General features: G+C 38.5%; 19 protein-coding genes and 1 pseudogene. 8 read left to right on the plus strand and 12 right to left on the minus strand.

All coding sequences use genetic code 11. The features are described from left to right. Nucleotides 1-119 precede the first annotated feature (119 nt). On the minus strand, nt 120-941 hold the full coding sequence (locus IGJ12_RS16430) for a helix-turn-helix domain-containing protein (protein ID WP_430619203.1): 822 nt from the start codon (nt 939-941) through the stop codon (nt 120-122). Between the two features lie 186 nt (nt 942-1127). On the opposite strand from IGJ12_RS16430, the gene IGJ12_RS16435 reads away from it, so the two are divergent. From IGJ12_RS16435 to IGJ12_RS16445, 3 genes are all read left to right on the plus strand, one after another. Then, nucleotides 1128-2375, plus strand: coding sequence for a replication initiation factor domain-containing protein (locus tag IGJ12_RS16435; protein WP_430619204.1), 1248 nt, complete (start codon nt 1128-1130; stop codon nt 2373-2375). 88 nt (nt 2376-2463) lie between these two features. Then, on the plus strand, nt 2464-2646 hold the full coding sequence (locus IGJ12_RS16440) for a DNA-binding protein (RefSeq protein ID WP_430619205.1): 183 nt from the start codon (nt 2464-2466) through the stop codon (nt 2644-2646). A gap of 98 nt (nt 2647-2744) precedes the next feature. Further along, nucleotides 2745-3791 (plus strand): tyrosine-type recombinase/integrase, encoded by a 1047-nt coding sequence (locus IGJ12_RS16445; RefSeq protein ID WP_430619206.1) that lies wholly within the window; start codon nt 2745-2747, stop codon nt 3789-3791. Nucleotides 3792-4077: 286 nt separating this feature from the next. On the opposite strand, the gene IGJ12_RS16450 is transcribed toward IGJ12_RS16445, so the two are convergent. The 4 genes from IGJ12_RS16450 to IGJ12_RS16465 all read right to left on the minus strand — a co-directional run bounded on the left by IGJ12_RS16450 (nt 4078) and on the right by IGJ12_RS16465 (nt 9277). Then, nucleotides 4078-5226, minus strand: coding sequence for a hypothetical protein (locus IGJ12_RS16450; protein WP_430619207.1), 1149 nt, complete (start codon nt 5224-5226; stop codon nt 4078-4080). Nucleotides 5227-5274: 48 nt separating this feature from the next. Further along, a complete protein-coding gene (locus IGJ12_RS16455; protein WP_430619208.1) occupies nt 5275-5691 on the minus strand; it encodes a very short patch repair endonuclease in 417 nt (138 codons plus the stop codon). 87 nt (nt 5692-5778) lie between these two features. Beyond that, on the minus strand, nt 5779-7239 hold the full coding sequence (locus IGJ12_RS16460) for an LlaJI family restriction endonuclease (protein ID WP_430619209.1): 1461 nt from the start codon (nt 7237-7239) through the stop codon (nt 5779-5781). Between the two features lie 10 nt (nt 7240-7249). Next, nucleotides 7250-9277 carry an AAA family ATPase gene (locus tag IGJ12_RS16465; protein WP_430619210.1) on the minus strand — a complete coding sequence of 676 codons (2028 nt, stop codon included), beginning with the start codon at nt 9275-9277 and terminating at the stop codon, nt 7250-7252. A gap of 100 nt (nt 9278-9377) precedes the next feature. On the opposite strand from IGJ12_RS16465, the gene dcm reads away from it, so the two are divergent. After that, nucleotides 9378-10571: a DNA (cytosine-5-)-methyltransferase gene (gene dcm, locus IGJ12_RS16470; RefSeq protein ID WP_430619211.1), complete on the plus strand. Its 1194-nt coding sequence runs from the start codon at nt 9378-9380 to the stop codon at nt 10569-10571. Between the two features lie 936 nt (nt 10572-11507). Here the strand turns inward: dcm and IGJ12_RS16475 are convergent. The 3 genes from IGJ12_RS16475 to IGJ12_RS16485 form a co-directional block, all read right to left on the minus strand. Continuing rightward, nucleotides 11508-11783 carry a hypothetical protein gene (locus tag IGJ12_RS16475; RefSeq protein WP_430619212.1) on the minus strand — a complete coding sequence of 92 codons (276 nt, stop codon included), beginning with the start codon at nt 11781-11783 and terminating at the stop codon, nt 11508-11510. An 83-nt stretch (nt 11784-11866) separates the two neighbouring features. Further along, complete coding sequence (locus IGJ12_RS16480; RefSeq protein ID WP_430619213.1) at nt 11867-12133, minus strand: hypothetical protein; 267 nt, start codon at nt 12131-12133, stop codon at nt 11867-11869. Between the two features lie 46 nt (nt 12134-12179). Beyond that, nucleotides 12180-12482, minus strand: coding sequence for a hypothetical protein (locus IGJ12_RS16485; protein WP_430619214.1), 303 nt, complete (start codon nt 12480-12482; stop codon nt 12180-12182). Between the two features lie 159 nt (nt 12483-12641). On the opposite strand from IGJ12_RS16485, the pseudogene IGJ12_RS16490 reads away from it, so the two are divergent. Continuing rightward, a pseudogene (locus IGJ12_RS16490) lies at nt 12642-13292 on the plus strand (site-specific integrase); the annotation flags it as partial. A 19-nt stretch (nt 13293-13311) separates the two neighbouring features. Here the strand turns inward: IGJ12_RS16490 and rpsI are convergent. After that, complete coding sequence (gene rpsI, locus IGJ12_RS16495; RefSeq protein WP_003128901.1) at nt 13312-13704, minus strand: 30S ribosomal protein S9; 393 nt, start codon at nt 13702-13704, stop codon at nt 13312-13314. 15 nt (nt 13705-13719) lie between these two features. Beyond that, the gene (gene rplM, locus IGJ12_RS16500; RefSeq protein ID WP_301280258.1) at nt 13720-14166 is read right to left on the minus strand and encodes a 50S ribosomal protein L13; all 447 of its coding nucleotides are present in this window, start codon (nt 14164-14166) and stop codon (nt 13720-13722) included. 406 nt (nt 14167-14572) lie between these two features. Between rplM and IGJ12_RS16505 the strand changes: the two genes are divergently transcribed. Further along, nucleotides 14573-15787: an argininosuccinate synthase gene (locus IGJ12_RS16505; protein ID WP_005230386.1), complete on the plus strand. Its 1215-nt coding sequence runs from the start codon at nt 14573-14575 to the stop codon at nt 15785-15787. Nucleotides 15788-15841: 54 nt separating this feature from the next. Beyond that, the gene (argH, locus tag IGJ12_RS16510; protein WP_430619215.1) at nt 15842-17221 is read left to right on the plus strand and encodes an argininosuccinate lyase; all 1380 of its coding nucleotides are present in this window, start codon (nt 15842-15844) and stop codon (nt 17219-17221) included. 41 nt (nt 17222-17262) lie between these two features. Here argH and IGJ12_RS16515 read toward each other — a convergent pair whose 3' ends face one another. Beyond that, complete coding sequence (locus IGJ12_RS16515; protein ID WP_005230382.1) at nt 17263-17751, minus strand: Dps family protein; 489 nt, start codon at nt 17749-17751, stop codon at nt 17263-17265. A 125-nt stretch (nt 17752-17876) separates the two neighbouring features. Here IGJ12_RS16515 and IGJ12_RS16520 point away from each other — a divergent pair, with 125 nt between their 5' ends. Further along, the gene (locus IGJ12_RS16520; protein WP_430615822.1) at nt 17877-18548 is read left to right on the plus strand and encodes a prepilin peptidase; all 672 of its coding nucleotides are present in this window, start codon (nt 17877-17879) and stop codon (nt 18546-18548) included. Between the two features lie 81 nt (nt 18549-18629). Here IGJ12_RS16520 and IGJ12_RS16525 read toward each other — a convergent pair whose 3' ends face one another. Further along, nucleotides 18630-24821 (minus strand): Spy0128 family protein, encoded by a 6192-nt coding sequence (locus IGJ12_RS16525; protein WP_430619216.1) that lies wholly within the window; start codon nt 24819-24821, stop codon nt 18630-18632. Between the last annotated feature and the right edge of the window lie 104 nt (nt 24822-24925).

Here is a 24925-nt window from a genome sequence, read left to right on the forward strand (position 1 = left end):
TGCCCCTTTCTAACAGGGGACTAGCTATAGACAATAAAAGTTAAAAATTTCCGATTACGAATTGAGATATCAATGTTTTCGTTGTCTCATTGACAATGATAGTGTCACAAACAGAGAAATTAATGTCCCCTTTCGAAATATGCTACCATCTTGTCTAATTCAACCTCAAACGGATCATAGACACCTATCTCATCATTTTTTTGATTGATACTATAGGATTTCTTTTGATCATCATATTCATATCGAGCAACGACAGGGGTATTGTCTTCTTTGATTCCATAGTAAAAAATCATCGATTCTTTCAACTCAACGTTCAGCAAGGGAAATTGACGGGTATAATAATCAATTTCTAATTGAGATTTCAAAACCGGTAAACTACGAAGCTTTTCCTTTTGATGTTCTAAGAAAGTAAAAGGTAAGTAGTGAACTCTATTCCTTTCCCACTCAATATATACATAAAAAATCGGTGCTTCAATTTCTTCATTTTTCTTCTCTGATGCAGTATACAGATTGTCATAACCGATAACTGGGCTGTAACTCAAATAACTGCTCTCTTCTTCAATAAATGAACCTGAATCAAAAATTCCTTGGATAAATTCGATGATGGCCATTTCATCGTACAAATTAATTTTCTGCTGATTCAAAAAAAGGATGATCTGCTGAATAAATAGCGGATTTAACTGTAACCGAAAATGATCTACCACAATCTTTGTAATGAATTCTTCTGGAGAACCATAAAGCAGCTCATTAGTTGTCGTCTTTCCTAAGATGGCAATTTTTTTCAGTTTATCTTCTTTGGGCAGATTGATGCCACGTTCCCAATTATTTACAGTCGTTTTTGGGGAGTTACTAATTAGTTCTCCAAATTGCGACATACTGTAGCCTAAATTCGTTCTTATTTCTTTGATCCTTCTACCTACTTCAATAGCATCTGGTTTCATTCCATTTATCTCTCCAAACTTTTGACTACTAAAATTTTAACAGATTATCTTGCCAACAACAATAGTCAGGTACTTTTTTTCGTACTTTTAAAGTTGACAAAGATGTCCAGATGGCGTATTATTAATAAGTACTTAAATAAGTACTTTTTTTGATCTTTGAAAACTAAATACTGAATGGAGGTACTTATGAATGGGTTAACATCGGAAGAAATGAGAGCTGCTGTGAGAGAAACTCGTTTAGAGAAAGGATGGTCTCAACAGAAACTCGCTGATAAGGTTGGGATTTCTCGTTCTTTATTAGCAAGATTTGAAAACGGTAGCAGGAAATTATCAGACGAAAAAATTGAACAACTATTGAATTGCCTTCTTTCAAAAGAAAGGAATGAAGATTTAGAGGGAATTGTCGATTATCTCACGATTCATTTCTTCTCAACAAATTATGAAATGCTGATTGATAAAGTGCTAAATATCAGTATGAATCACATGGTCTTCCATGAGACGAAGATTCTTGGATACAATGGGCGCTATTGTCTATTGAAGGCAATCGACATTCGGATTTCAGAGGACGAGAAGAAAGGTACACTTTTTGAATTAAAGGGAACTGGTTGTCGTTATTTAGCTGGTTGGCTGAATGGGAAGAAAGAAACATGGAATGATTTTTTCAAGCGCGTCTTTGAATATGGCGGAAATTTTACTCGAATAGACTTGGCGATCAATGATTATTACGGTTACTTAAACATTCCGAATTTAGCAAAAAAAATTGAACGAAACGAATTTCAGTCTGCTTTCCGTATAGGAGATGTTTATCAGTCTAAGGACTTTTCAAATCACGATTCTCACGGAACAACTATTTACTTTGGCTCACGGAAAAGTTTAATGCATTTCTGTTTTTATCAAAAAAACTACGAACAAAGGAGAAAAAAGGGCATCTCCTTAGATGAGGCATCAATCATTAACCGCTATGAGCTCAGAACTCGCCATGAGAAAGCTCAAGAACTAGCTCGAAAGTTGATAAAAACAGATAATTTTGAACCAATTATTTTCGGTTTGATCAACCATGCAATCTGCTTCTATGACCGCCCGCCTGAAAAACCACAGGCTAAAATCGATCAAAACTGGAAAAATTTTGTCAACAACCATGAGGAAATTTCATTTAGCTTAAAAGCTGATCCAATGACGTTAGAAAAAAGCTTCAACTGGATACTTAACAATGTGGCTCCTTCGCTAAAATTGATCAAAGAATTTGGAAATGTTTATCATGTGAACTTACTCGAACTTATTTTACAAGTTGCGAAATTAAATGAAGAAGGTGAAAAGATGCTAAACACTGTCTATGAAAACCCAGCGTGGTTCAAAGGGGAAATTAAATTTTATCGAAAAGTATTGGAAAGAAAACTAATACAACAAAAACAAGCAGAGCGCCGCAAACAATAATGTTCACAACACTCCACCCTAGACAAGTTGAGTATAGCATATTGTGTGGTGTAAACAAAACTAATGAAAGGACGCATATACGCAAGAAATGACTTACGAACTTCCTTATTTACTTACTAGAGAACAAGCTTCAAAATTTCTTGGAATTGACCCAAAATCCTTTGATAAATATATTCGATCAAGTGATGATTTGGAGCGTTTTATGATTGGAAGACAAGAACGTTATACCGTTTCTTCTCTCTCCAAATTCGTCAAAACTCATTCTATTTAAATAGTTGATGGTTGCTAGATTGTTTATTGCTGTATACAATTAACTCTGTATTCAACTAGCATCTATCAACCATCTTTCTTGAAAGGAATTGATAGGTAATGCCTAGTATTGTAAAAAGAGGAAAAAAATTTAGAGCGCAAATTTCGCTTTATAAACAAGGACAGCATAAAAAGCTGACTAAAACGTTTGATTCAAAGAAAGAAGCCAAGCGTTGGGCTTTAGAAAATGAATTAGAGAAGGGAAATGGGAAGCAATTAGCTGAGCGTACAACTACGTTTGCCGATTTCTTTGAAAATTGGATGTATATTATTAAGAAAAACGATGTAAAAGAGACGACTTTCCAAAACTATCAACGGACATCTAAGATTGTGAAGAAACTGTTTGGAGATATTCAACTAAAGGATTTGAATGATATTGTTGTCCAAAGAAAAATTGATGAATATGCAAAGACCCACTCTCGTAAAACTACTCACGAAGTATTATTGAAAATCAAAACTGCCTTGCGTGATGCTTACGCTCGTGGCTACCTTGCTACGGATTTTGCTAGTTTAGTTAAAACACGTGGAAAAGTTCTAGAAAAACGCAACCGAGCTTTGTCTATTACAGAATTAAAAAAGCTGCGGACTTATGTCATTCATCATACAGATAATGAATTTAACGTACTTGTGCTGCTAGCTCTAGAAACTGGGATGCGTCGTGGAGAGCTTTTTGGTATCCGACCTGAGAATGTTTTCAAATATGGTATTGAGGTTCGGCGGTCTATAAGTCCTACCTCTGAAGATACTTCATTAAAGACAAAAAATTCTAAGCGAGATGTCTCTATCAACAAGGAGGTCTATGAGATTTTAAAGACCATCCCAATTAAAGATAATGGCTACTATTTCGATCCTAACGGCTTTAATCAATCCGCTAGACTAGCGCAACTGCTAAAGAAGCTAGATATCCCAAAAACAACTTTCCATGGTCTACGGGATACTCACGCTTCATTTCTTTTCTCACAAGATATTGATATTGCCTATGTCTCAAAACGCTTAGGTCACATCAACATCCAAACAACACAAAACTACTATCTTGAATTGATGCCAGAAAAAAAGCACCAGCAAGATGCTGATGCTTTAAACTTATTAAATTCTTTGTCGAGTTGATTTGAACCAACTTGAACCAAAAATCTCTTGTAAACGTTGATACAATAAGGAATTGATTAACGTTTTGATGTGAAGCTTTACGAGCTTTCTTAAGACCTAGTTCGATTGGTTGGAATTTATATAAAATTCAAAATTCTTTAATAGCAACAAGTACAGCAAAATTCATAATTCAAACTTTCAATGGATTTCAAAAAATTCGGAATCTATGGTGTCAATTTTTAAATGAAAAAATATTCGAGCCGAAATAAACACTTTTAGACCCTCAGCATCATAGCTTCAAAAACAACTAGCGGATTAAACAATGTATAAGTCGCTGCTCAGTAGCAATTCCTATTAAATCTCCTCTTTTAAATAATCTACTTATCAAAGTTGAAGACGGATGACCATAATTATTATTTTTACCTACTGAAACTAAAAAGATTATGTTTTTTTCAAGATAATTAAACAAAAAATCATTCCAGTTTAAATGCGAACCATGATGGGGTAGAAACATAAAGAATGTTTCTGAAAGTTCATTTTTAAAGAACCTTATGAACTCATTAGCCTGAACATCATTTGATAAATTGATATCCCCAGTCAACATTGTTCCGACATTTTCTGAGTTTTCATCACAAAATGAAGGAGGATAATCAAAACACCCCGCTTTATCACTATTTATAGGTTTATGATATAAGCATAAACTGGATTTATTTATCGAATCTTTACCCAATCTTTTAAGAGAATTTTTATAAATTTCTCTTATCAGAGTTTTCATATAATATTTAGTTTTTTTCGTAGGATGTAGACCCTTTTTCAATTTTAACAAGTCTTGAATAGTATTACATTTGTTTGTTTTAAGTAATGCATCGAATTCATTTTCAATCCTTGAAATTGTTGTCTTCGATTTTTGCATATTATAAAACTTGAAAAGCCATTGTTGTTGAAATAAAACCACAGTTGAGCTTGGTATGCTACTTATCTTTTTTATAAGATCTGGCTCGGTGTATTTAGAATCAAGATCAAGAGAAATACCAATGGAGTTATCATCTAAATTCGATTCCTCATCTTCAACAGCAATCTCTTCTAATACTAAATATATTTTTTCAACTCTAGATGTTGCTCCAGTTATGTACAGGAGACTAAATAAAATTAAATAATCACCTATCCCTGAATAGGGAATGAACAATTGCTTGACTATAGTCTTACCGCTAAGTAATAAAAATAATCCATTAGCATGATCCGAATCAAAATGAGAAATAACTAACATATCTATAGTATCGTTGATTAACTCATGCCTTTTATAGTTAGATATCAATAAGGCAAAGTCAGAATCTGCCCCCACCGTAGAATGGTTACCTCTCCCGCAATCATAAACTAAATTGAAAGCTTGGCCTATTTTTCCAGTATAAAATAATCCCTGCCCTACAGGATGTATAGTAAAATCTCCTTGTGTCATTATTCCTCCCCCTCCCTCTTTATCAATTTTCTATATTGACGTTTGTCATCAGTTATCTATTATTTTATGATATAGCTCATTTAAAGTTATATCCCTCTTACTCTTCACTAGTTCACATTCCCAAACTATGATAACTTTCCATCCTAATTCCATTAATTCTTTATAAACTTTTTTGTCCCTTAAGATATTTCCGTTAATCTTATTAATCCAAAATTCTGTATTTGTCTTTGGTATAGTTGAACTTTTACACCCATGATGATGCCAAAAGCAACCATTCACGAAAATAATTGTTTGATATTTTTGGAAAACCAGATCTGGTTTTCCCGGATATCTCTTGTCATTAACCCTATACCTTAATCCTTGACTAAACAAAAACTTTCTAACTAATAGCTCCGGTTTTGTATTTTTTGATTTAATTTGTGACATGTTTTTACTTCTTGCTTCTTTGGATATTTTATCTGCCATATTTTCACCTCATTAGCACTAAATGATGAGTTTCTTCAAGCAGGTAGCTTCATAGAAATCGACCAAATAATAATTGCTCAAAGGTACTTAATATTGAAGATACTGTTTAAATATTGTATAACAGTCTCTTCCAATCACAGTAATATCAACCAATCCTAAATTTGATAGTATCTGCATTTTTGCTTTCCCTAACAGTTGCCCTTTACCTAATCCGTCAAAAAGTTCTTCTTCTATTAAATCGTCTTTAGGAATAACAAACCCATTTGAAAACTTATAGCCATTTTCCTCAGCAAGTTCTTTATATGCCAGTTGATATAAATACTGTTTTGTAATATCACTAACACCTGGCTGACCTGAGACTACCAAACAACCATCTGCATTTTCCTTAAAATTTATTTGGTAGTATTTAGCATCAAAAATCTTAAACACCTTAGCTTCTGTATCCACTTCTAAAACATCCAGAACAAGCGTTCCTTTTGCTTCAGTTTTTTTGCCAGCGTGAATCCATAATGGTTTCTCAACATAGTTAGAAAGTTTTAGTTTCCCCCACAAATGATTACTCATTTCTAATTTTTCATCAAAAAATACTTTGTGCAACCCAAGGGAGTTCATATCCATGTCTAAGCTATTTTGATACACTTCTGCACAAACTTTTTCCCAGACCAAATTAAAATTAGTCGTTCCATACAGTTGAACTGAGTCATCAGAATTTCTGTCACTTTTTTCAATATAATTTTTCATATTAGCAAGCATCGTTTGCTTTTTTGTAATAAATTGTCTGGACAGCTCTCTATCAAGCAGATAAAGTAAATAATCATTAGTACCAAAATCACTAATACTTTCATCAGTTAGATGAAAATCAAAATCTAGGTTTATATAATCTAGAAGAGCATTAATCTCATTATCTACTTCTGTTATAATTGCAGCATGTAATCTTCTTATGATATCTGACTCATCCAAAATATTAATTTGTGTGTACATATCCAAATAAACTGGAACCCCATTATTCATGTACGGGCTACTTTCATCAATTGTCCTTTCCCAAAGAATTTGACCTTCACCATTAATTTCAATTAATGATTCCTCATTAGAGTATAATCCATTGGATAAATAGTCTTGAAGAAGATATATTAAATTTGAAAGTCTACTTTCCCCATATATTGTATCCGCACCTATATCAGATATTTTGGTTGATTTATTATACTTATCAATTACAGCAAGTATTTGGGTAAATTTATCAACTTTTCCCACTTCTTTTTTAGTTTCTCTCCAATATTTTGGATACACTAAAAAAGCCAAAGATTTTATCTTTATAATTCCAACGAAAGTGAACTTATAGTACTCATTATTGGTTTCTGATAACATATCCACTTCTATATCATCTGGTATATCCATAACAGGTATATGGTGTTTCAAGCAATGGCTTAGCTCTAGCCGTTTTAATATATCTCTTAATTTATCATCGTTCAACATACCAGTATTTCGAAACATATTTTTAAAATGCCAAAAAGTGAAATGTTCCTGCTCTTTAAATTCAATAATCTGCACGAATTACACCTCATATTTCTCCGGAATTATTGCTTATATACTCATCTTTCTCATATTTTTCAATATCATCATCAGTAATACCAAAAATTTTGAGACCTTCTAATTCAAAAGTTCTAACGATCTCAGAATAACGCATTTTTTCTACATTTTTAAAAAGTAATGTTCTATTTTGCTTAGCAACATCGTCAAATAAATACATCAAGACTTTCGACTTAAATGTTTCAGTAACTGAGCTATTACTATCAGTTAACACTTTTTCTGAAATAAAATAAGGACCCAACAATTTATCTTCTGGAATATTCTTATTTGTTGACAGAATATCATTGATGATGCGCCGAAGTACATTCCAAGACACAGATTTCTGTTCTACTACCTCTCCAATGTTAGATGGATATTCTATTTTTTTATAACTGGCAAATCTTTGTTTACCATCATTTTTAAGCCATGCATCATCAAGACCAAAATATTTCTGCTCCCAACGTCTTTTAAAAGCAGTATCCATAGGCATGACACCTTGATCAGCACTGTTCATTGTTGTCCAGATATAGAAATTGCTTGGGAATACCAATCCATTTTTTAAAATTTCTTTCATCTTGACTACACCATTTTCATTTCTAATTTCTTTATAAATTGTGCTGAAATATTGTTTTAAATCTTCACTTATCGCTATAGGATATTCACTTGAGTAGTCATCCTTTCTATCCAACAATTGAAACAGATCACCAAACACAGCTGCAACATTAGCTCGATTTAACTCTTCAATAATTAATAGATAAGGTTCATCGGGATGCATGAATGCCTTGACCAACTGTTTTATTAACGGGCCTGGTATGTAGCTATACGTAATTTTTTCTTCATATATAGGATTATTGTTCTCGTCTTTAACAATCTTGCCATTCAAATCACGTAATTTAATTTTCAGCGGGAATGGTTTGAAAACGCCCACAAAATTTCCATAGGACATATTTGGATGAAAAGTAACCCTTTCGATATTCTTACCAAACAATTTACTATCATGATTAAGCTGATAACTTTTACCTGTACCTGGAGCTCCAAAATATATATATTGCCTATGCTCCTCATGAAGCTGTTGGTTGTATTCCTGAAGTTCAGTTTCAAATAATGTTTGAACCCACTCTAAATACTTATTATATATAGTTTTTAGTTCCGATCCAGACCCACTATCTTTCGGTACAAATGCAGTATTTGGCTGAAGTCTTTCAGCTAAGTGCATAATTGACTCCACAGAATATTGAGTCGCAAATTTTTGGGGATTTTCCCAAATACTAATTGGTACAAAACCTTCTTCACTTAACTCTGAATTAACTGCATTAATAAACCTGTTTAATGTATTAACATATTTGAGGTTCGATTCAACCGACTCTTTCCTGTCTATAATCCATTGGCGAAATAATTTCTCATAATCTTTAGAGGTACCTTCTTCTTCAACCAAAGAAAAAAGCGAATTAAGAGCAGCATCTTCAATATCAAAATTATTTGCTATCAAAAAAGAAATATCTGCGACATATGATGACGATACATTGATTAAATCTAATAAATCCAATACTGGTGAAACAAAATAGTCGCTTCTAGACAGATCTTTTGCCCCACCCCACCAACTATAATCTGTTAGAAATTTTTTTATATAATTAGTTTCTTCATTTGACAACTCATTAACTATTTTAGAAAATACATTTTCATCTAATCTTCCATCTTTAGCAGCTAATATGAATGTTTTAAAGTCAGTATTTGATAAATTAGATTTATTCTTGATATATTCTCTATAATCAATCACTTTTTTAGTCAGAGGGGCTCCAATAAAAGCAAGATAAAACCACTGATTTGGAATATAAATATGTAGTTTCTTAGTTGATGTTAAAACTGCAAAAGTATCATAAAATTCAATTTGGCTACTACTATCCTTCATAGATTCTAAATATTTATTCCTAAATCCTTCTTTTAGTAATACCTTTTGATTTGTAAATGCTCTTACTTTTGGTTTTTGTTCTTCAATTAATTTAGATAAATCAGTAAACATTCAGTATCCTCCTTTTATCTTGACAAATGCGAACTTATGTTTTACAGTGTTAATCAGAGGACATTTTGTCTTCTTATTGACACTAACAAGGAGTGGCATTATGGATAACACCATTTTAACAGAGAATATACAAACAATCCAAGTTGATCCAGGATTAGCTATAAAAGAAAAACGATTAGATTTAAATATGACTCAAAAAGAACTGGCAGACTCTGTTGGAATGCCAAAATTTGGTGACAGAACCATTCGTCGTTGGGAAAAAGGAGAAACATCTCCTTCCCCCTTAGAATTCTTATCCATTATGGAATTTTTGGAATCTGCTGGCAATAAACCATTTTTGAACAATGAAAAAGCCCCTTATACTATGGTTGATCTTTTTGCAGGTATAGGTGGAACTAGGTTAGGTTTTCAACTTACTGGTAAAGTGAAATCTGTTTTTTCGAGCGAATGGGATAAATTTGCTCAAAAAACATATTTTGCAAATTATGGCGAATATCCACATGGCGACATTACAAAGATTGACGAAAGTATGGTTCCGGATCATGACATACTTGTAGCTGGATTTCCCTGCCAAGCATTTTCACAGGCTGGGAAAAAATTAGGATTTGAAGATACCAGAGGTACACTTTTTTTTGATGTTGCAAGAATTATTAAAGCTAAGAGACCAAAAATGTTTTTACTTGAGAATGTTAAAAATCTAAAAACACATGATAAAGGTCGAACTTATGAGACAATCATAAATACTTTACGTGACATGGATTATGAAGTCGACAGCGCCCTTTACAAAGCACGAGATTTTGGAGCTCCTCAAAACAGAGAGCGAATCTATATTGTTGGCTTTGACAAGTTATCGCTAAAAAATATTGACTTGTTTGAGTTCCCTACTGCACCAAAGCCTAAAACTAGTGTTGGTGATATACTTGAAGACTCTGTTGATGAAAAATACACCATATCAGATACTCTTTGGGAAGGACACAAACGGAGGAAGCTAGAACACAAAGAAAAAGGGAACGGTTTTGGTTTTTCCTTATTCAACTCCAATAGTCCTTATACCAATACAATCTCAGCACGCTACTATAAAGATGGTAGTGAGATTTTAATCGAACAATCAGGGAAAAATCCACGTAAAATAACTCCACGTGAAGCAGCTCGTTTACAGGGTTTTCCTGAAAAATTTATTATTCCAGTTTCTGACACTCAGGCATATAAACAGTTTGGCAACTCAGTTTGCGTTCCGGTCGTTAATGCAATTGCTCAGGAAATGCTAAAAGTTTTCAAAAATCAAACATTGTGATTTTCAATATGAAAAATAAAAAAAGATGTGTGAACTATTCATGGTTCCCACATCTTCTTTTATTAACTGAAAAATCTAATAAATAACATATAACATTTTCCATTTTCGTTTGTCTTGCATGCAAACCACCAATCATTTCGCAATCTCATCTTAAGCTTGACGAAAAATTTTCAACACAATTACAACAATTAAACTCATCTCATGATACAAACTGTTGCACCAACACTAAAAAGCACTTTCAAAAAAGGAAGTGCTTAGATTGCTGATATAATGCTTAGTCTACTATTTTGATAAATATGAAAATTCTATTTTTTTATCATACTAAAAATATGAGCGTCATTGGTTTTATTGAGCTTGTCAAATAAACTTTAAAAATAAATGATCTAATCAAATACATAAAATTATTTCCCCCGTGGTTCAAACGCAACATACATTATACAAGTAGCATGTCCGTAATTCCCTGTTGTTCCACTTAAATTTTCAATCGTTACCGTTGCACCAAAATCTACTTGTTTTTGTGTAACATCTGCATACTTCAAATCCTCCCCGTATCTTTGAGCATACTCATGATGAATGATCACATTTTTCCATTGATAATCTGAGGGTATTCTTTATTGTAACACTCTCAATCTCGCCAGCAGCATTACTGTTTGTTTTGAGTTCATAATCACTATCCAACGTTTGGTACCAGTCACCTGTATTAATCTCTTTTCCACGATATATAATAGCTGTCTTACTCAGATTAATTTCTTGATCACTATAAATTGTAGGATCATCGCCGACATTCAAAGAAAAAGTAAATTCTTTTTCTTCTCCTTTATCAATATGATAAATTGCATAGCGTGCATCTTCTCCATAAACATTTATTTCGTGTCTCTTCCTTATGCCATAAATTGTTACTGAATCAATGAAATACTCCGAGTTATTCTTTAGTTTCTAACTCATCTTTCCATTTTCGGGATTATATTTCACCTCAGAAAAAGCAACCTCTCTAATTTCATTTGTGTTAGTTGTTTCTGCTTCTTCATTAGAACTGCTTTCACTAGCTTCAACTGGATCAGGTGTATCAAAAACTTGATGCCATGTTTTTTGCCCTAGAAAAATTTCTTGATAATTTTTTCCTTTGCTAGTATTTTCCCTAAAAAAATCAGTTTTATTCTTCTCACCGACTGTTAAGATACTACTTTTGTAAGTATAATTTATTCCTCTCATATTGCTTATACTCAGTCCACCCGCAAGATAATCGTCTAAACCAGCGTCTAAAGTAGTTGATTCCTCTGATAGTTTACTGTTCCTTAATATCGCATCAACATAAAGAGTCCCTGTGTTTGTCCATTTCCATACATACCGATTTCTGTTAGGTCATATTTTTTATTCGATTTATCTGTTCGCTTAACTATTACTTGATGTAAGATATTATCATTTCCCGACGAATCAACATGTGACCTGTCATTTTGAATATAAAAATAAGTTCCAGATAAGTCTGCTTGCTTAGCTCCACAACCAACCGGTAAAGATAGCCCAAACAAAGCAGCTCCAATTATAGCCAACATCTTTTTCAAATTATTCAACTCCTAAAGTTTATTTTTATAATTACTTTCCACAGACTTAGTTCCACAGATTATTTTTACCTGTATCGATAAATAAAATCTTATTGTTTTTAATCGATTTTCTCCATGCCTTAATACCACTAAACGGAGCTATAAATGCTATCCAAATTTGAATGATAATATTTTGAACAAAGATTTTCCAAATCAAACTCCAAATCGAACCATAGTAAATAATATTTCTAGAAAATGTATCAATCACTCCACCTTGATAACTCCAATAAGCATAATGCAAAAAAACAAAAGCAAGCACAGTCCAAATTAAGGGTAAAATACTAGCTGCACTAAATAGACTGTTATCCATCGTTGACTGCATATATCGACGTATTAAAAATAATAAGCAACCAACAAAACGTCTTACATTGTACTGTTTGCGATATTCATCGGATAAATGTTCATTTAAAGAAACAAAAAAGAAGAAGATTTATATCTTTCTTTTGAGTAACTGCAGGAATAGTTGCAAGCGGATCAAGAAGATTATGAAATTAAAAAGCTTTCCTTACACGTCTACACACTTTTCCAAACAACTTTTTTCTTGTCTCGAGACTTACGCCATTAAATGGAAGAACGTTAATTTCTCTACCTCCCAGATTACGATTGGCAAAGTCTTAGATAAATTCGGCAATGAAAAAAGCACAAAAGGGAATAAGACGACAATTTTCCATATTCCAAATGAGCTAAAGCAATTACTTCAACAGTGGAAAGTCTAACAAAAAAAGAACTAGCTCAATTTGAAATCAAACAAACCGAAGAACAGCTTCTCTTTACCATCTTTGATGATAAAGAGAACATCAATCAAAGACTTCATACAGATTTGAACTACCGCATGAAATCCATTGAGCGAAGACATAAACACCTTACCCATGCGACTCCACACAAGTTACGGCATACTGGGGCAACTTTAGCCAAACAAGCTGGTGTCGCTCTAGAACAGATTTCTGAAGCATTGACTCACAGCGATACCAACATCACAAGAACTTATGTAAATACACCAAACATCATTCAAATGTCTATCGGTAAAATTGCCTGTCGTAAATTGTCTTAAAAAGAGACAGACCGGAATGGGGTCAACTCAAAAAAAAACGCTCCACAATCTAAATTGCGAAGCGTCTGAAAATATCGATATAAAAAGATTAACGTTTTGAAAACTGTGAAGCTTTACGAGCTTTCTTAAGACCTGGTTTTTTACGTTCAACCATACGTGCGTCACGAGTAAGTAAGCCAGCACGTTTAAGAGCTAAACGGAAATCAGGATCAACTTGTAACAATGCGCGTGCGATACCGTGACGGATTGCACCTGATTGTCCAGCGTATCCACCACCATTTACGTTTACAAAAACATCGTATGAACCTTTAGTTTCTGTAACGCCGAATGGTTGGTTGATTACTTCACGCAAGTCTGCGTGTGGGATGTATTCTTCAACATCTTTTTTGTTAACAGTAATTTTACCAGTACCTGGTACTAAACGTACGCGGGCTACTGCATTTTTACGACGGCCAGTGCCGATATATTGAGCTTGTGCCAATGAAATTCCCTCCTATTAGATTAAGTTTGTGATGTCCAATACTTCTGGTTGTTGTGCAGCATGTGGGTGTTCAGCGCCAGCATAAACATGAAGTTTCATTCCTTGTTTACGGCCTAAAGTGTTTTTAGGAAGCATGCCTTTTACAGAAGTTTCGATCAAACGACGAGAATTTTTAGCACGTAATTCTCCAGCAGAGACTGATTTCAATCCTCCTGGGAAGTTTGAGTGACGGTAATAAATTTTATCGCTTGCTTTGTTACCTGTTAATTTGATTTTTTCTGCATTAATGACGATTACGAAATCGCCTGTATCCACATGAGGTGTGAATGTTGGTTTATTTTTACCACGTAAGACAGATGCTACTACTGCTGAAAGACGACCCATAGGAACATCTGTTGCATCTACTACGTACCATTTACGTTCTACTTCGCCTGGTTTGGCCATATATGTTGTACGCACAATTTTTTCCTCCAATTCAATTTCACGAATGTTTGACATACACTTGAGTTTCCGGGGCTCTTGTGGGGCAAACAATACCATATAACATAATACCTTCTATAAAGCCTAATGTCAACGTAATTCCGCCTCTTTTTGAAAATTTTCTCCATTCGTTTTCTGCCATTTTCTCTGAAAAACGAAACTTGTTGTTGCAGGTTTCTAAAACTGAATACCATAATGAATATTATGTATAAACTTTCATTAAAAAAGTGAGCATCCACTTCTTTTCCTTAACCATCGATAATAGTATAAAAACCTGATAATCGCCGCTTTTATGTATAAATATTTAATTTTACCCTTGATTTATTATTTTTATTCTGATAAGATAGCTTCAATCACTTGAAAACATGCGGAAAAGGAGTTAATAAGTATGAAAGAAAAAGTAATATTGGCCTATTCTGGAGGATTAGATACCTCCGTTTCAATTAAATGGTTAACGGACCAAGGATATGATGTGGTGGCTTGCTGCCTAGACATCGGTGAAGGTCGCGACACCCAATCCATTAAAGACAAAGCTTTGGCAGTTGGCGCGATTGAATCTTATGCCATCGATGCCCGCGAAGAATTCGCCCAAGATTTTGCTTTGATCGCTTTACAAGGCAATACTTTTTATGAAAATTCTTATCCTCTTGTTTCCGCTTTGTCTCGTCCATTGATCGCCAAGAAATTGGTGGAGTTGGCATTAGCAACTGGCGCAACGACCGTCGCCCACGGCTGTACTGGTAAAGGCAACGACCAAGTTCGGTTTGAAGTGGCGATCGCTGCTTTAGCGCCTCACTTGAAAGTCATCGCACCAGTTCGGGAATGGAAATGGTCCCGGGAAGAAGAGATTGCCTATGCGGCTGAAAAAGGAGTGCCGATTCCCGCTGATTTGGACAATCCGTATTCTATCGATCAAAACTTGTGGGGACGTGCCTGTGAGTGTGGCGTCTTAGAAGATCCTTGGGCAACGCCGCCAAAAGGGGCCTACGCCATCACGCAAGAATTAGAAGATACTCCTGACGTACCAACGATCGTTGAGATCACCTTTGATCAAGGGGTACCGACCGCCATTGATGGCGAAACGATGAATCTAGCAGAATTGATCATGAAACTGAACCGGGTGGCTGGCGAGCATGGCGTTGGTCGGATCGACCATATCGAAAATCGTCTGGTGGGAATCAAATCACGGGAAGTTTATGAATGTCCAGGAGCGATCGCTTTGATGACGGCTCATAAAGAATTGGAAGATTTGGTCTTTGTTCGGGAATTGGCGCATTTCAAACCAATCATCGAGCAGCAATTAGCGCAAGTCATCTATGATGGTCTTTGGTTCAATCCATTGACGGAAGCCTTGATTACCTTCCTGAAAAGCACGCAAGTCTACGTCAACGGGATCGTGCGTTTGAAATTGTTCAAAGGCAACGTCATCTGTGAAGGACGGAAATCTGAAAACAGCCTGTACGATGAAAACTTAGCAACGTACACGTCTGCAGATACCTTTGATCAACATGCGGCTATCGGCTTCATCAAGTTATGGGGACTGCCAAGCAAAGTGCACGCTGAGATCCAAGCACAACAGCAACTAACAGAAACATTGATTTAAGTATGCACGGCTGAAGCTGCCGCTTCAGCCGTAATCTTTTTTTGAGGTGAGAATATGGCAAAATTATGGGGCGGACGTTTCGATGGGAAAAACGAAGCATGGATCGATGCTTTTGGGGCTTCCATCACGTTTGATCAAAAGTTAGCAAAGCAAGACATTCTTGGCAGTTTGGCACATGTCAAAATGCTGGTCCATACGGGCATCATCAGTCAAACCGATGGCGAAGCGATCATTGGCGGCTTGACCACAATTCAACAGCAATTAGCCGCTGGCGAATTGACCTTCACGATTGAAAATGAGGACATCCATTTAAACATCGAGACATTCTTGCATGAATTGATTGGACCAGTGGCAGGCAAATTGCATACTGCCCGTAGTCGTAATGACCAAGTGGCGACCGATATGCATTTGTATTTAAAAGAAGTCGTGCAAGAGGTGATCACTTTGATCGCTGAATTGCGAGAAGCGCTGGTTTTACAAGCCGAAGCCAACATCTACACCATCATGCCTGGTTATACCCATCTGCAGCATGCACAGCCGATTTCTTTTGCCCATCACCTCTTAGCCTATTACAGTATGCTGACGCGTGACCAAGAGCGTTTCAGTGAGAGTTTGAGTCGCATCGATGTGATGCCTTTAGGCAGTGCCGCTTTAGCAGGAACTACCTTCCCTATCGATCGTGATTTCACCGCTCAAGAGTTAGGGTTTAGCAATATTTACAGCAACAGCCTAGATGCGGTCAGCGATCGTGATTTTATCTTGGAATTTTTAAGCAACGCCTCTTTATTGATGATGCATCTGTCTCGTTTTTGTGAAGAGCTGATTCTTTGGTGCAGCCACGAGTACCAATTCGTGGAACTGACCGATACCTTCTCCACCGGCAGCTCCATCATGCCTCAAAAGAAAAACCCTGACATGGCGGAGCTGATCCGTGGAAAAACAGGACGTGTCTATGGGAACCTCTTTGGTCTTTTGACGGTCATGAAGGGTTTGCCGCTGGCGTACAACAAAGATTTCCAAGAAGACAAAGAAGGCATGTTTGACAGTGCCGAAACCATCACGAAAAGCTTGCAGATCATGACGGGCATGATCGCAACGATGAAAGTCAATCAAGCACGGATGCAAGAATCCACTGAAAAGGATTTTTCTAACGCAACAGAATTAGCGGATTACTTAGCTGGCAAAGGTGTGCCTTTCCGACAAGCCCATGAGATCGTCGGCAAACTCGTCAGCGAGTGTTTGAGCAAAGGCATCTATCTGCAAGATGTTTCCTTGGAAGAATACCAAGCGATCCATCCTGCCATCGACAGCGATATTTTTGAAAAACTTGATTCCTATACCGCCGTCAAAAATCGGCATTCTTATGGCGCCACCGGTTTTGATCAAGTGGCACAGCAAATTGAAGCCGCCAAAACATTATTGGCGGGCAAGTAAAAAAACCAGCGAAGAAAATTCTTCGCTGGTTTTTTTGTTGATTAATGACGTACGCGAGATTTCGCTGGATCGATCAATGGCGCTTCGCCTAAGTGCGCTTGGATCATCCAAATACGTTTTTCGATGGCTGTTTTGAAGCCGATGAAGATATCTTGAGTTGGATCGTCGCCTTCTTCACCAGATACTTCGATCCCTTTTTGGTATAAGTCCGCTAAATAACGGTAGCCTTCCACCAATGTAGCTAAGCGTTCTGGAATCGTGCGGTCCCAGTTGCCGACTTCATCAGGGATTTGAGTGTGTTCTGCCATTTCACGCAAAGTTGAATATGGTGAACCGTCTAATGTAATCAAGCGTTCAGAAACTTCATCCAATTGCTCATTTAGATCATCCATGAATTCGTCCATCATTGGATGCAATGTCAAAAAGCCAGGTCCACGCATGTACCAGTGTGTTTGGTGAACGACCATAGCCATTTGGCTTAAATCAGCAACAAGTTGGTTTAATACTTCTTTTGTTTGTTCAAATTTCATAACGATTCCTCCTCTAAATTATCTATTTTAAGGATAATACGAAACAAATAAAAAGTACAACAAAATCATCTATTTGAGAAAATTTCTCACTCTCTTACGTATTTCTTTATAAGGAGGATCGAAAAATGACGATTTTCGTGTTTTTTTTAGGCGCTTTACTCGGCTTCTTTTGGCTTTTGCTCTTACAAACCCTGTTTTGGAATCCGTCAAAAAGTGATTCTCGTTCTCATTACCAGAAGGTGAACAAAGTTTCGGATAACCATTGGTTTTTTCGCCTTCCTACAATATGGCTTTCATCCCTACTTTATTGGGCCTTCACCTGCTTGTGCTATGGCGGACTTTGCGTGGTTGCCGTTCATGATTCAGAAAGCTTCTTGACTTTTGTCTGGCTGACCAGTGCCTTTTTACTCAGCTTGACCGACTTGATAGACTATAGCGTCTACCCGCAACTGCTGTACCCCGGCCACCTACTTCTCGCGCTGGCACAGCTTAGAAGCGGCGCTTCTTTTCAATGGCTGTCTTTAGGCTTGCTGGTTCCACTGATCTTTTTTGTCTGGCAGGAAAAAATGGGCGGCGGCGATCTCTTAGTGCTATCAGGCTGGAGTATTTGGCTAACGCCGACGACCCTTTTGGCCCTCTTACTGGTAGCCAGTAGTCTTGGGCTCCTCGCTTTTTTTAGCTATCAAGGCATCTGGAAGAAACGATTGGCGCAGTTGCCCTTCGTTCCCTTCTTGAGTCTTGGTTTGCTGATTGTTCGCTTCCTAGCGTTTCATACTTTTGACGCTTTTTTTCTTTGAAGTGAAGAAAAACGGGGCAGGAAAAAGCGGGACAAGTTGGCCTCATCCCGCTTTCTCTTTCTGCTCTGTTGCTTCCCCTGCCTATGATAACGGCGTCCGTTTTTTGCGATCAAGGTAGATGCCTACTGCGATCACTACTAACAACAGTCCCAAGACGACCCAACCAGCGGTCGTGGTGTCATTGGTTTTCGGTAAGTTGCCAGTGCCCGGCTTCGTTGTTTTGCCTTCTTTGACACGGTTGTTGAATACCATGTCTGCCGTTTGTTCCGCTTCAGCCACTAATTTTCCTGCTTGCTCTTTGACTGTGACCGTTACTTGATAGGTGGTTTCATCATAGATGATCGTTGCGTCATTGCCAGCTTTTTCACGAATCGTGTAACGATGTTCCCCAGCATCTTCATATGTCAATGCATCAAAAGTAATCGTTCCGTTTGCGTCATTGCGTTGGGTTTGCAGAACCTTTCCAGCTTCATCCACTAATTCAAATGCGAATTCGTTGGCTTGCAAGTCTCTACCCGTCAAGGCTTTCTTAGCACTTAGTACGACACTGCCAGCTTGTGGCTGATAGCTGTTTTCAAAGACTTGACTGCCTTCGTACTCCGCCACTGCCGTCAACTGTCCATCTTCATCGGTGACCGTTACGACTACTGCCAGTTCTTTCGTATCGTAGGTGATGGTACCGTCAGTTCCTGCTTTCTCACGAATGGTGTAGTGGTACTCACCTGTTTCATCATAGGCGAGAGCGTCAAAGTAGATTTGTCCGGTTGCATCATTGGCTTTTGTTTGAAGTACAGTTTCGTCTTCATCGACTAGTTCAAAATCGAATTCATTTGCTTGTAGTGTACGACCAGTTAAGACTTTCTCGGCATTCAATACGACACTACCAGCCTTTGGTTGATAGCTGTTTTCAAAGACTTGGTTGCCTTCGTATTCTGCCACTGCGGTCAACTGTCCGTCTTCATCGGTGACGGTCACGACTACCGCTAGTTCTTTTGTATCGTACGTGATAGTGCCATCGCTGTCTATTTTCTCACGAATGGTGTAGTGGTACTCACCTGTTTCTTCGTAAGGGAGCGCGTCAAAGTAGATCTTGCCAGTTGCATCATTGGCTTTTGTTTGAAGAATGTTCCCTTCTTCATCGACTAGTTCAAAGTCGAATTCATTTGCTTGTAGCGTACGACCGGTCAATACTTTCTCGGCACTTAGTACAACACTGCCGGCTTTTGGTTGGTAGCTGTTTTCAAAGACTTGGTTGCCTTCATATTCCGCCACTGCGGTCAACTGTCCGTCTTCATCGGTGACGGTAACGACTACTGCCAGTTCTCTCGTATCGTAAGTGATGGTGCCATCGTTTCCTGCTTGCTCACGGATGGTATAGCGGTATTCGCCAGCTTCCTCATAGGCGAGAGCGTCGAAGTAGATTTGTCCGGTTGCATCATTGGCTTTTGTTTGAAGAACAGTTCCTTCTTCATCTACCAGTTCAAAGGCAAACTCGTTGGCTTCCAACGTGCGGCCGGTCAATACTTTTTCGGCACTCAGTACGACACTGCCAGCTTTTGGTTGGTAGCTGTTTTCAAAGACTTGGTTGCCTTCGTATTCTGCCACTGCGGTCAACTGTCCGTCTTCATCAGTGACGGTAACGACTACCGCTAGTTCTTTTGCATCGTAAGTGATGGTACCGTCAGTTCCTGCTTTCTCACGAATAGTGTAGTGATACTCACCGGCTTCCTCGTAAGGGAGCGCGTCAAAGTAGATCTTGCCAGTTGCATCGTTGGCTTTTGTTTGAAGAACAGTTCCTTCTTCATCTACCAGTTCAAAGGCAAATTCGTCAGCTTGTAAGGTGCGTCCGGTCAATACTTTCTCGGCACTCAGTACGACACTACCAGCTTGTGGCGTATAGTCGTTTTCAAAGATCGCATTGCCATCATACGTTGCTTTTGCCACCAGTTGCCCGTCTTCATCGGTGACTTTCACGACAACGCCAATTTCTTTCATGTCATAGGTAATGGTACTATCTGCGTCAGCTTTTTCTCGAATCGTGTAGCGGTATTCGCCGACTTCGTCATACGTTAATTCATCGAAGTAGATTTGTCCGGTTGCGTCATTGGTTTTCGTCTGCAACACGTTACCTGCTTCACCGACTAGCTCAAAGGCAAACTCGTTGGCTTCCAGCGTGCGGCCCGTCAATACTTTCTCAGCATTCAGCACCACTCCGCCAGCTTTTGGCGTATAGTCATTTTCAAAGACTTGGTTGCCTTCATATTCCGCCACTGCGGTCAATTGTCCGTCTTCATCGGTGACGGTCACGACTACCGCTAGTTCTTTTGCATCGTAAGTGATGGTACCGTCAGTTCCTGCTTTCTCACGGATGGTGTAGTGGTACTCACCTGCTTCCTCGTAAGGGAGCGCGTCAAAGTAGATCTTGCCAGTGGCATCATTGGCTTTTGTTTGAAGAACAGTTCCTTCTTCATCTACCAGTTCAAAGGCAAACTCGTTGGCTTCCAACGTGCGGCCGGTCAATACTTTCTCAGCATTCAGCACCACTTCGCCAGCTTTTGGCGTATAGTCATTTTCGAAGACTTGATTGCCTTCATAGACTGCTTTCGCAATCAACTGGCTATCTTCTTCAGTGACGGTCACGGTTACCTTTAGTTCTTTGTCGCTATAGGTGATGGTTGGATCATCGCCGGCTTTTTCCCGAATCGTGTAATGGTATTCGCCAGGCTCGTTGTAAGTGATGGCGTCAAAGGCAACTTGACCGTTGCCGTCATTGGTTTGTGTTAAAATCACAGAGCCAGTTTCATCCACTAGCTGGAACGTAAATTCGCCATCTTTTAGCTCGCGCCCATCAAGCAGCTTCTGAACATTCAAGGCGTGGGTCGTTTCTTTGATTTCCCGCTTGTTGGCTAGTTCAAAGACATAATTGACTTGCTTATCAGAAATAGTGAAGGTGTACTGAGTCGCATCTCGTTCGTATCCTTCCGGTGCGGTGATTTCTTGGATCATATAATCGCCGTAACGCAGATTGTCGATCCGATCAATGGCGTTGCCGTTTTCCATGATCTGATTGTTTTTGACCACCAGATTCGACAAGATGACTTCATAGGTATTTTGCGCATTTTTGCGGCTTAATTGGAAAACCGCTTCTTTATCGATCCCTCGTTCTTTGGTGCCGTCTGCATCGTATTTCATGATCGTCAAAGAGCCGTTCGTCCCAGAAGACGTTCCGCTGCCATCTGTCGATTTGATAGTGATTTCTTTGGTCACTGTGTGAATCTCGATCTCACTACCCGTCAAATTGACACTGTTGACCACCCGTTCATTGTTCAAAATCCCGGGATCAAGCTGTGTTTGATAAACAATAAAGTATGGTTTATCAATCATTTCTTCAAAAGCGATCACTAACGATTGCGTCCCTGCTACCACATCCGAGGTGATTTTCGGATTGTCCTCGTTGGTGAAGGTGACTTTTTCTCCTTTTTCCCACGTGCCATTGTTTAAGACCGCTTCATACACATCTACGATCACGGCATCGTCGGCATCTCGTAAAAAGGTGTGTTGATTGTAGTTGATGGTATCGGTGACCACCGCATTGTGGATTTTTCGACTGTCAGCGTTGATCATGATTTCCCAATCGATCAACCGATTGTTGTCGGCATTCTGACTACCGTTTTTCATCAACCAGTCCGTTTTCGCCGACTTATCGGCTTGGCCATCCGCGGTCAACGTTGTATCGTTGTCTGTCAACGTGATGGTATTTTTGTAGGTAAATACATCTTCCGCTGCTTCCGTTGCCAAGAAGACCGCCAGTGTTTCTGACGTTTCTTTCAGCAAGGTGATCGTAACTGTCTTCGAGTCAGGGTCATAAGTGTAACTGTAATCCTCGTTTAGCACCAATTGCTCTTTCAGTGCTCTGACTTGCGTCGTATACCCAGTTACTGTGACCGTGTAAAGCGCCAAGTCTTTCAAGGTTTGGCCTTCTTGCAGCTGGTCCGTGATGATTGCATCTTTGTTGATTTTTTCTTTGTACGTATTGAATAGCCCCATCCAATAGACTTGATCGCTAGAGGCGGTCTGCTCATCAAAAATAGTTCCTAAGTTCCGACCTAATACGGCAGTAATCGCTTTGGCGACATCTTCCCCTTCACCAATAAATAGGCCGTATTTCAAGGCATTTTTTAACCAGTTGGTATCCATCCAAGTATTGGATTCAGAGGCTTCCGTGAACGTATTGCCGGCTTCATCTTTATAATGGACAAACGCTGCATTACTAAAACGACTGCTAGAACTTCCTAATGCGATCTGCTGTGAAACATCGAAGCTAGTTTTGAAATTAACCGTGATCGTTGCCGAGGTCATTTGGTACGTCCCTTGCAGCTTGATCCGAAAACCAGTCTCAAGTTCCTTCGTTGAGCCATCGGCTAGTGTTTTCGTTTCTGTGATTAGCTCTAGCGTATAGTCGGTATTGAGCTCTAAAGGCTCGGTCACGCCGCTGGCTGTCACTACTAGCGTATCCGCCAATAAAGCTAACGCACTACTGTTTGCGCCAGAGATCAATTGATAGCGGTCTTCTATAATCAGGTCGCTAACTTTTTGCTGATTGGTATTGGCATCAATTTTCCATGCGACAGTCTTCGTTTCATAGTCTTTGGTGCCAGCTGTTTTCACGACACCGATCGTTTTGGTTGGCGTCACTGTCCCACTGCCCGTCAACGAGCTATTTTGATTGTCGCGGATCGAAGCGTAGTTGTAAATACGAGTATCAGCTAGAACAGATTCATACAACTGGGTATCGTATTGGATCTTGTAGTAACCAGCTTTGGCAAACGTGATGCCAAAGCGGACGATTTCCCCCTCTTTATCCAGCTGGTACGTCCCATCAAAGGACCAATCTTCTGTTGGGATCGAGTTACCATCTTTGTCAGTGATCACCAAAGTCTCTGGAACAAAAAAGTGTAGGGCTTTTTCAGGATCCGTTCCTGAATAGGTCTGATCCAAAACTCTGGCTTGGTCTTTGTCCAATGTGACGGAAATTTCCCATGATGCTCGTTTCGTTTCTTGATCATAGCCTTTGAACCGTTTGTATTCCGATTGCTCATCGTAAGTAACCGTTGCTTCTGCAGTTTTTTCTGTAAAATCGCTGCCGTTGATTGTTGCCGTGTTTTTGAAAGAAGAAGCCGTTGGATCGGTGACTGCACTATTGATGACGATTCGAACCGGTTGATTAACCGTTTGATTGAAGGTAAACGTGTTGTTGACGCTGTTAAAGGTATATAAGCCATCGGTACGAACCCACTCCTCGGTGGCTTCATCGTACAAGTAGCCTGTCGAAGTACTATAAGACAAACCTTGAGGCATTTTATCGGTGATCACCACATCATGCAATTCACGACTGGTTTGGTTAAAAATAATTTCCCAAACCACTGAACCGCCGGAAGTCACGTTACCAGTCTTAATGATGTCGACTTCATAAATAGGCAATGTAATGATGATCTCATGGCCATCTTCATCGTAGATCCCAGTATGAATCGTCACTTCTTCGGTGACAGTGCTCACACTTAATTCCGTAATTAGATCGATAGTCCCTGAGCGGTTGGAAAGTGTTTGTGCCGCTTCGTTAAAAGTAACAGTCAACGTGCCATCGAGTGCTAAGGTAAAGGTTCCGATCGATTGCCCGCCAGAACGGGTCAATTCGCCGCTAACGGTGTTATGAATAGCAAAATATTCCGGTAATTGATACGTATAATAATCGCCAGCGCGAATTTCTTCCGTATCTGCTAACGACCAGTCAAAATGAATTTTGATGTTGCCGTTATACATCGGTGGATTTTCGGCAGTGAAGGGTTGATCGTTTAAGTCAGTAATTCGGACATTGTCAAAAAGTTGTACTCCCCGTTCGTTTAGGTTGGCACTAAGATTCTCAGCGGTAGTAGAAGCTTCCGTTTCCGCCTCAGTATCTGGTGCTCGGGGTTGAATGCTGTTTTGATTCAGTGTCGAAGATGCTTGGGTTGCTTGACTTTCACTAGGGACGGTTGCTTGTTCTTCTTCTGCTTGACTCGTTTCTGACTGAACTGCTCCCGCTGTTGATGAATCCGTAGGTGCTTTTTCCGTATCGATCGTTCCGGTCTCAGGCTCGGTACTTTCCAGCATTTCAGTCGTTCTTTCGGTACTTTCGTTTGTGTTGATTGCTTCTGCTAGTATGATCGTTGGTTCACAAAGAATGGAACCAAGCAAGACTAGCAAACATATATAGATAGAAAATTGTTTTTTCATAATTGTTCATTCCTTTTTTATAAAGTTTTTCAATTGATCTCGGAAGCGCTCGACGAATAACATTGTTCAACAATGAGCAAAATATCCAACAAACAACTGCTTTT

This window comes from Enterococcus sp. DIV0802b (assembly GCF_050543535.1).
In the GTDB taxonomy this organism is placed as follows: domain Bacteria; phylum Bacillota; class Bacilli; order Lactobacillales; family Enterococcaceae; genus Enterococcus_D; species Enterococcus_D entomosocium.

Coding starts and splice junctions, on each gene's coding strand:
- IGJ12_RS16430 (WP_430619203.1), bottom strand. CDS start 941: ATGAAACCAGATGCTATTGAAGTAGGTAGAAGGATCAAAGAAATAAGA.
- IGJ12_RS16435 (WP_430619204.1), top strand. CDS start 1,128: ATGAATGGGTTAACATCGGAAGAAATGAGAGCTGCTGTGAGAGAAACT.
- IGJ12_RS16440 (WP_430619205.1), top strand. CDS start 2,464: ATGACTTACGAACTTCCTTATTTACTTACTAGAGAACAAGCTTCAAAA.
- IGJ12_RS16445 (WP_430619206.1), top strand. CDS start 2,745: ATGCCTAGTATTGTAAAAAGAGGAAAAAAATTTAGAGCGCAAATTTCG.
- IGJ12_RS16450 (WP_430619207.1), bottom strand. CDS start 5,226: ATGACACAAGGAGATTTTACTATACATCCTGTAGGGCAGGGATTATTT.
- IGJ12_RS16455 (WP_430619208.1), bottom strand. CDS start 5,691: ATGGCAGATAAAATATCCAAAGAAGCAAGAAGTAAAAACATGTCACAA.
- IGJ12_RS16465 (WP_430619210.1), bottom strand. CDS start 9,277: ATGTTTACTGATTTATCTAAATTAATTGAAGAACAAAAACCAAAAGTA.
- dcm (WP_430619211.1), top strand. CDS start 9,378: ATGGATAACACCATTTTAACAGAGAATATACAAACAATCCAAGTTGAT.
- IGJ12_RS16475 (WP_430619212.1), bottom strand. CDS start 11,783: ATGAGAGGAATAAATTATACTTACAAAAGTAGTATCTTAACAGTCGGT.
- IGJ12_RS16485 (WP_430619214.1), bottom strand. CDS start 12,482: ATGGATAACAGTCTATTTAGTGCAGCTAGTATTTTACCCTTAATTTGG.
- IGJ12_RS16505 (WP_005230386.1), top strand. CDS start 14,573: ATGAAAGAAAAAGTAATATTGGCCTATTCTGGAGGATTAGATACCTCC.
- argH (WP_430619215.1), top strand. CDS start 15,842: ATGGCAAAATTATGGGGCGGACGTTTCGATGGGAAAAACGAAGCATGG.
- IGJ12_RS16515 (WP_005230382.1), bottom strand. CDS start 17,751: ATGAAATTTGAACAAACAAAAGAAGTATTAAACCAACTTGTTGCTGAT.
- IGJ12_RS16520 (WP_430615822.1), top strand. CDS start 17,877: ATGACGATTTTCGTGTTTTTTTTAGGCGCTTTACTCGGCTTCTTTTGG.
- IGJ12_RS16525 (WP_430619216.1), bottom strand. CDS start 24,821: ATGAAAAAACAATTTTCTATCTATATATGTTTGCTAGTCTTGCTTGGT.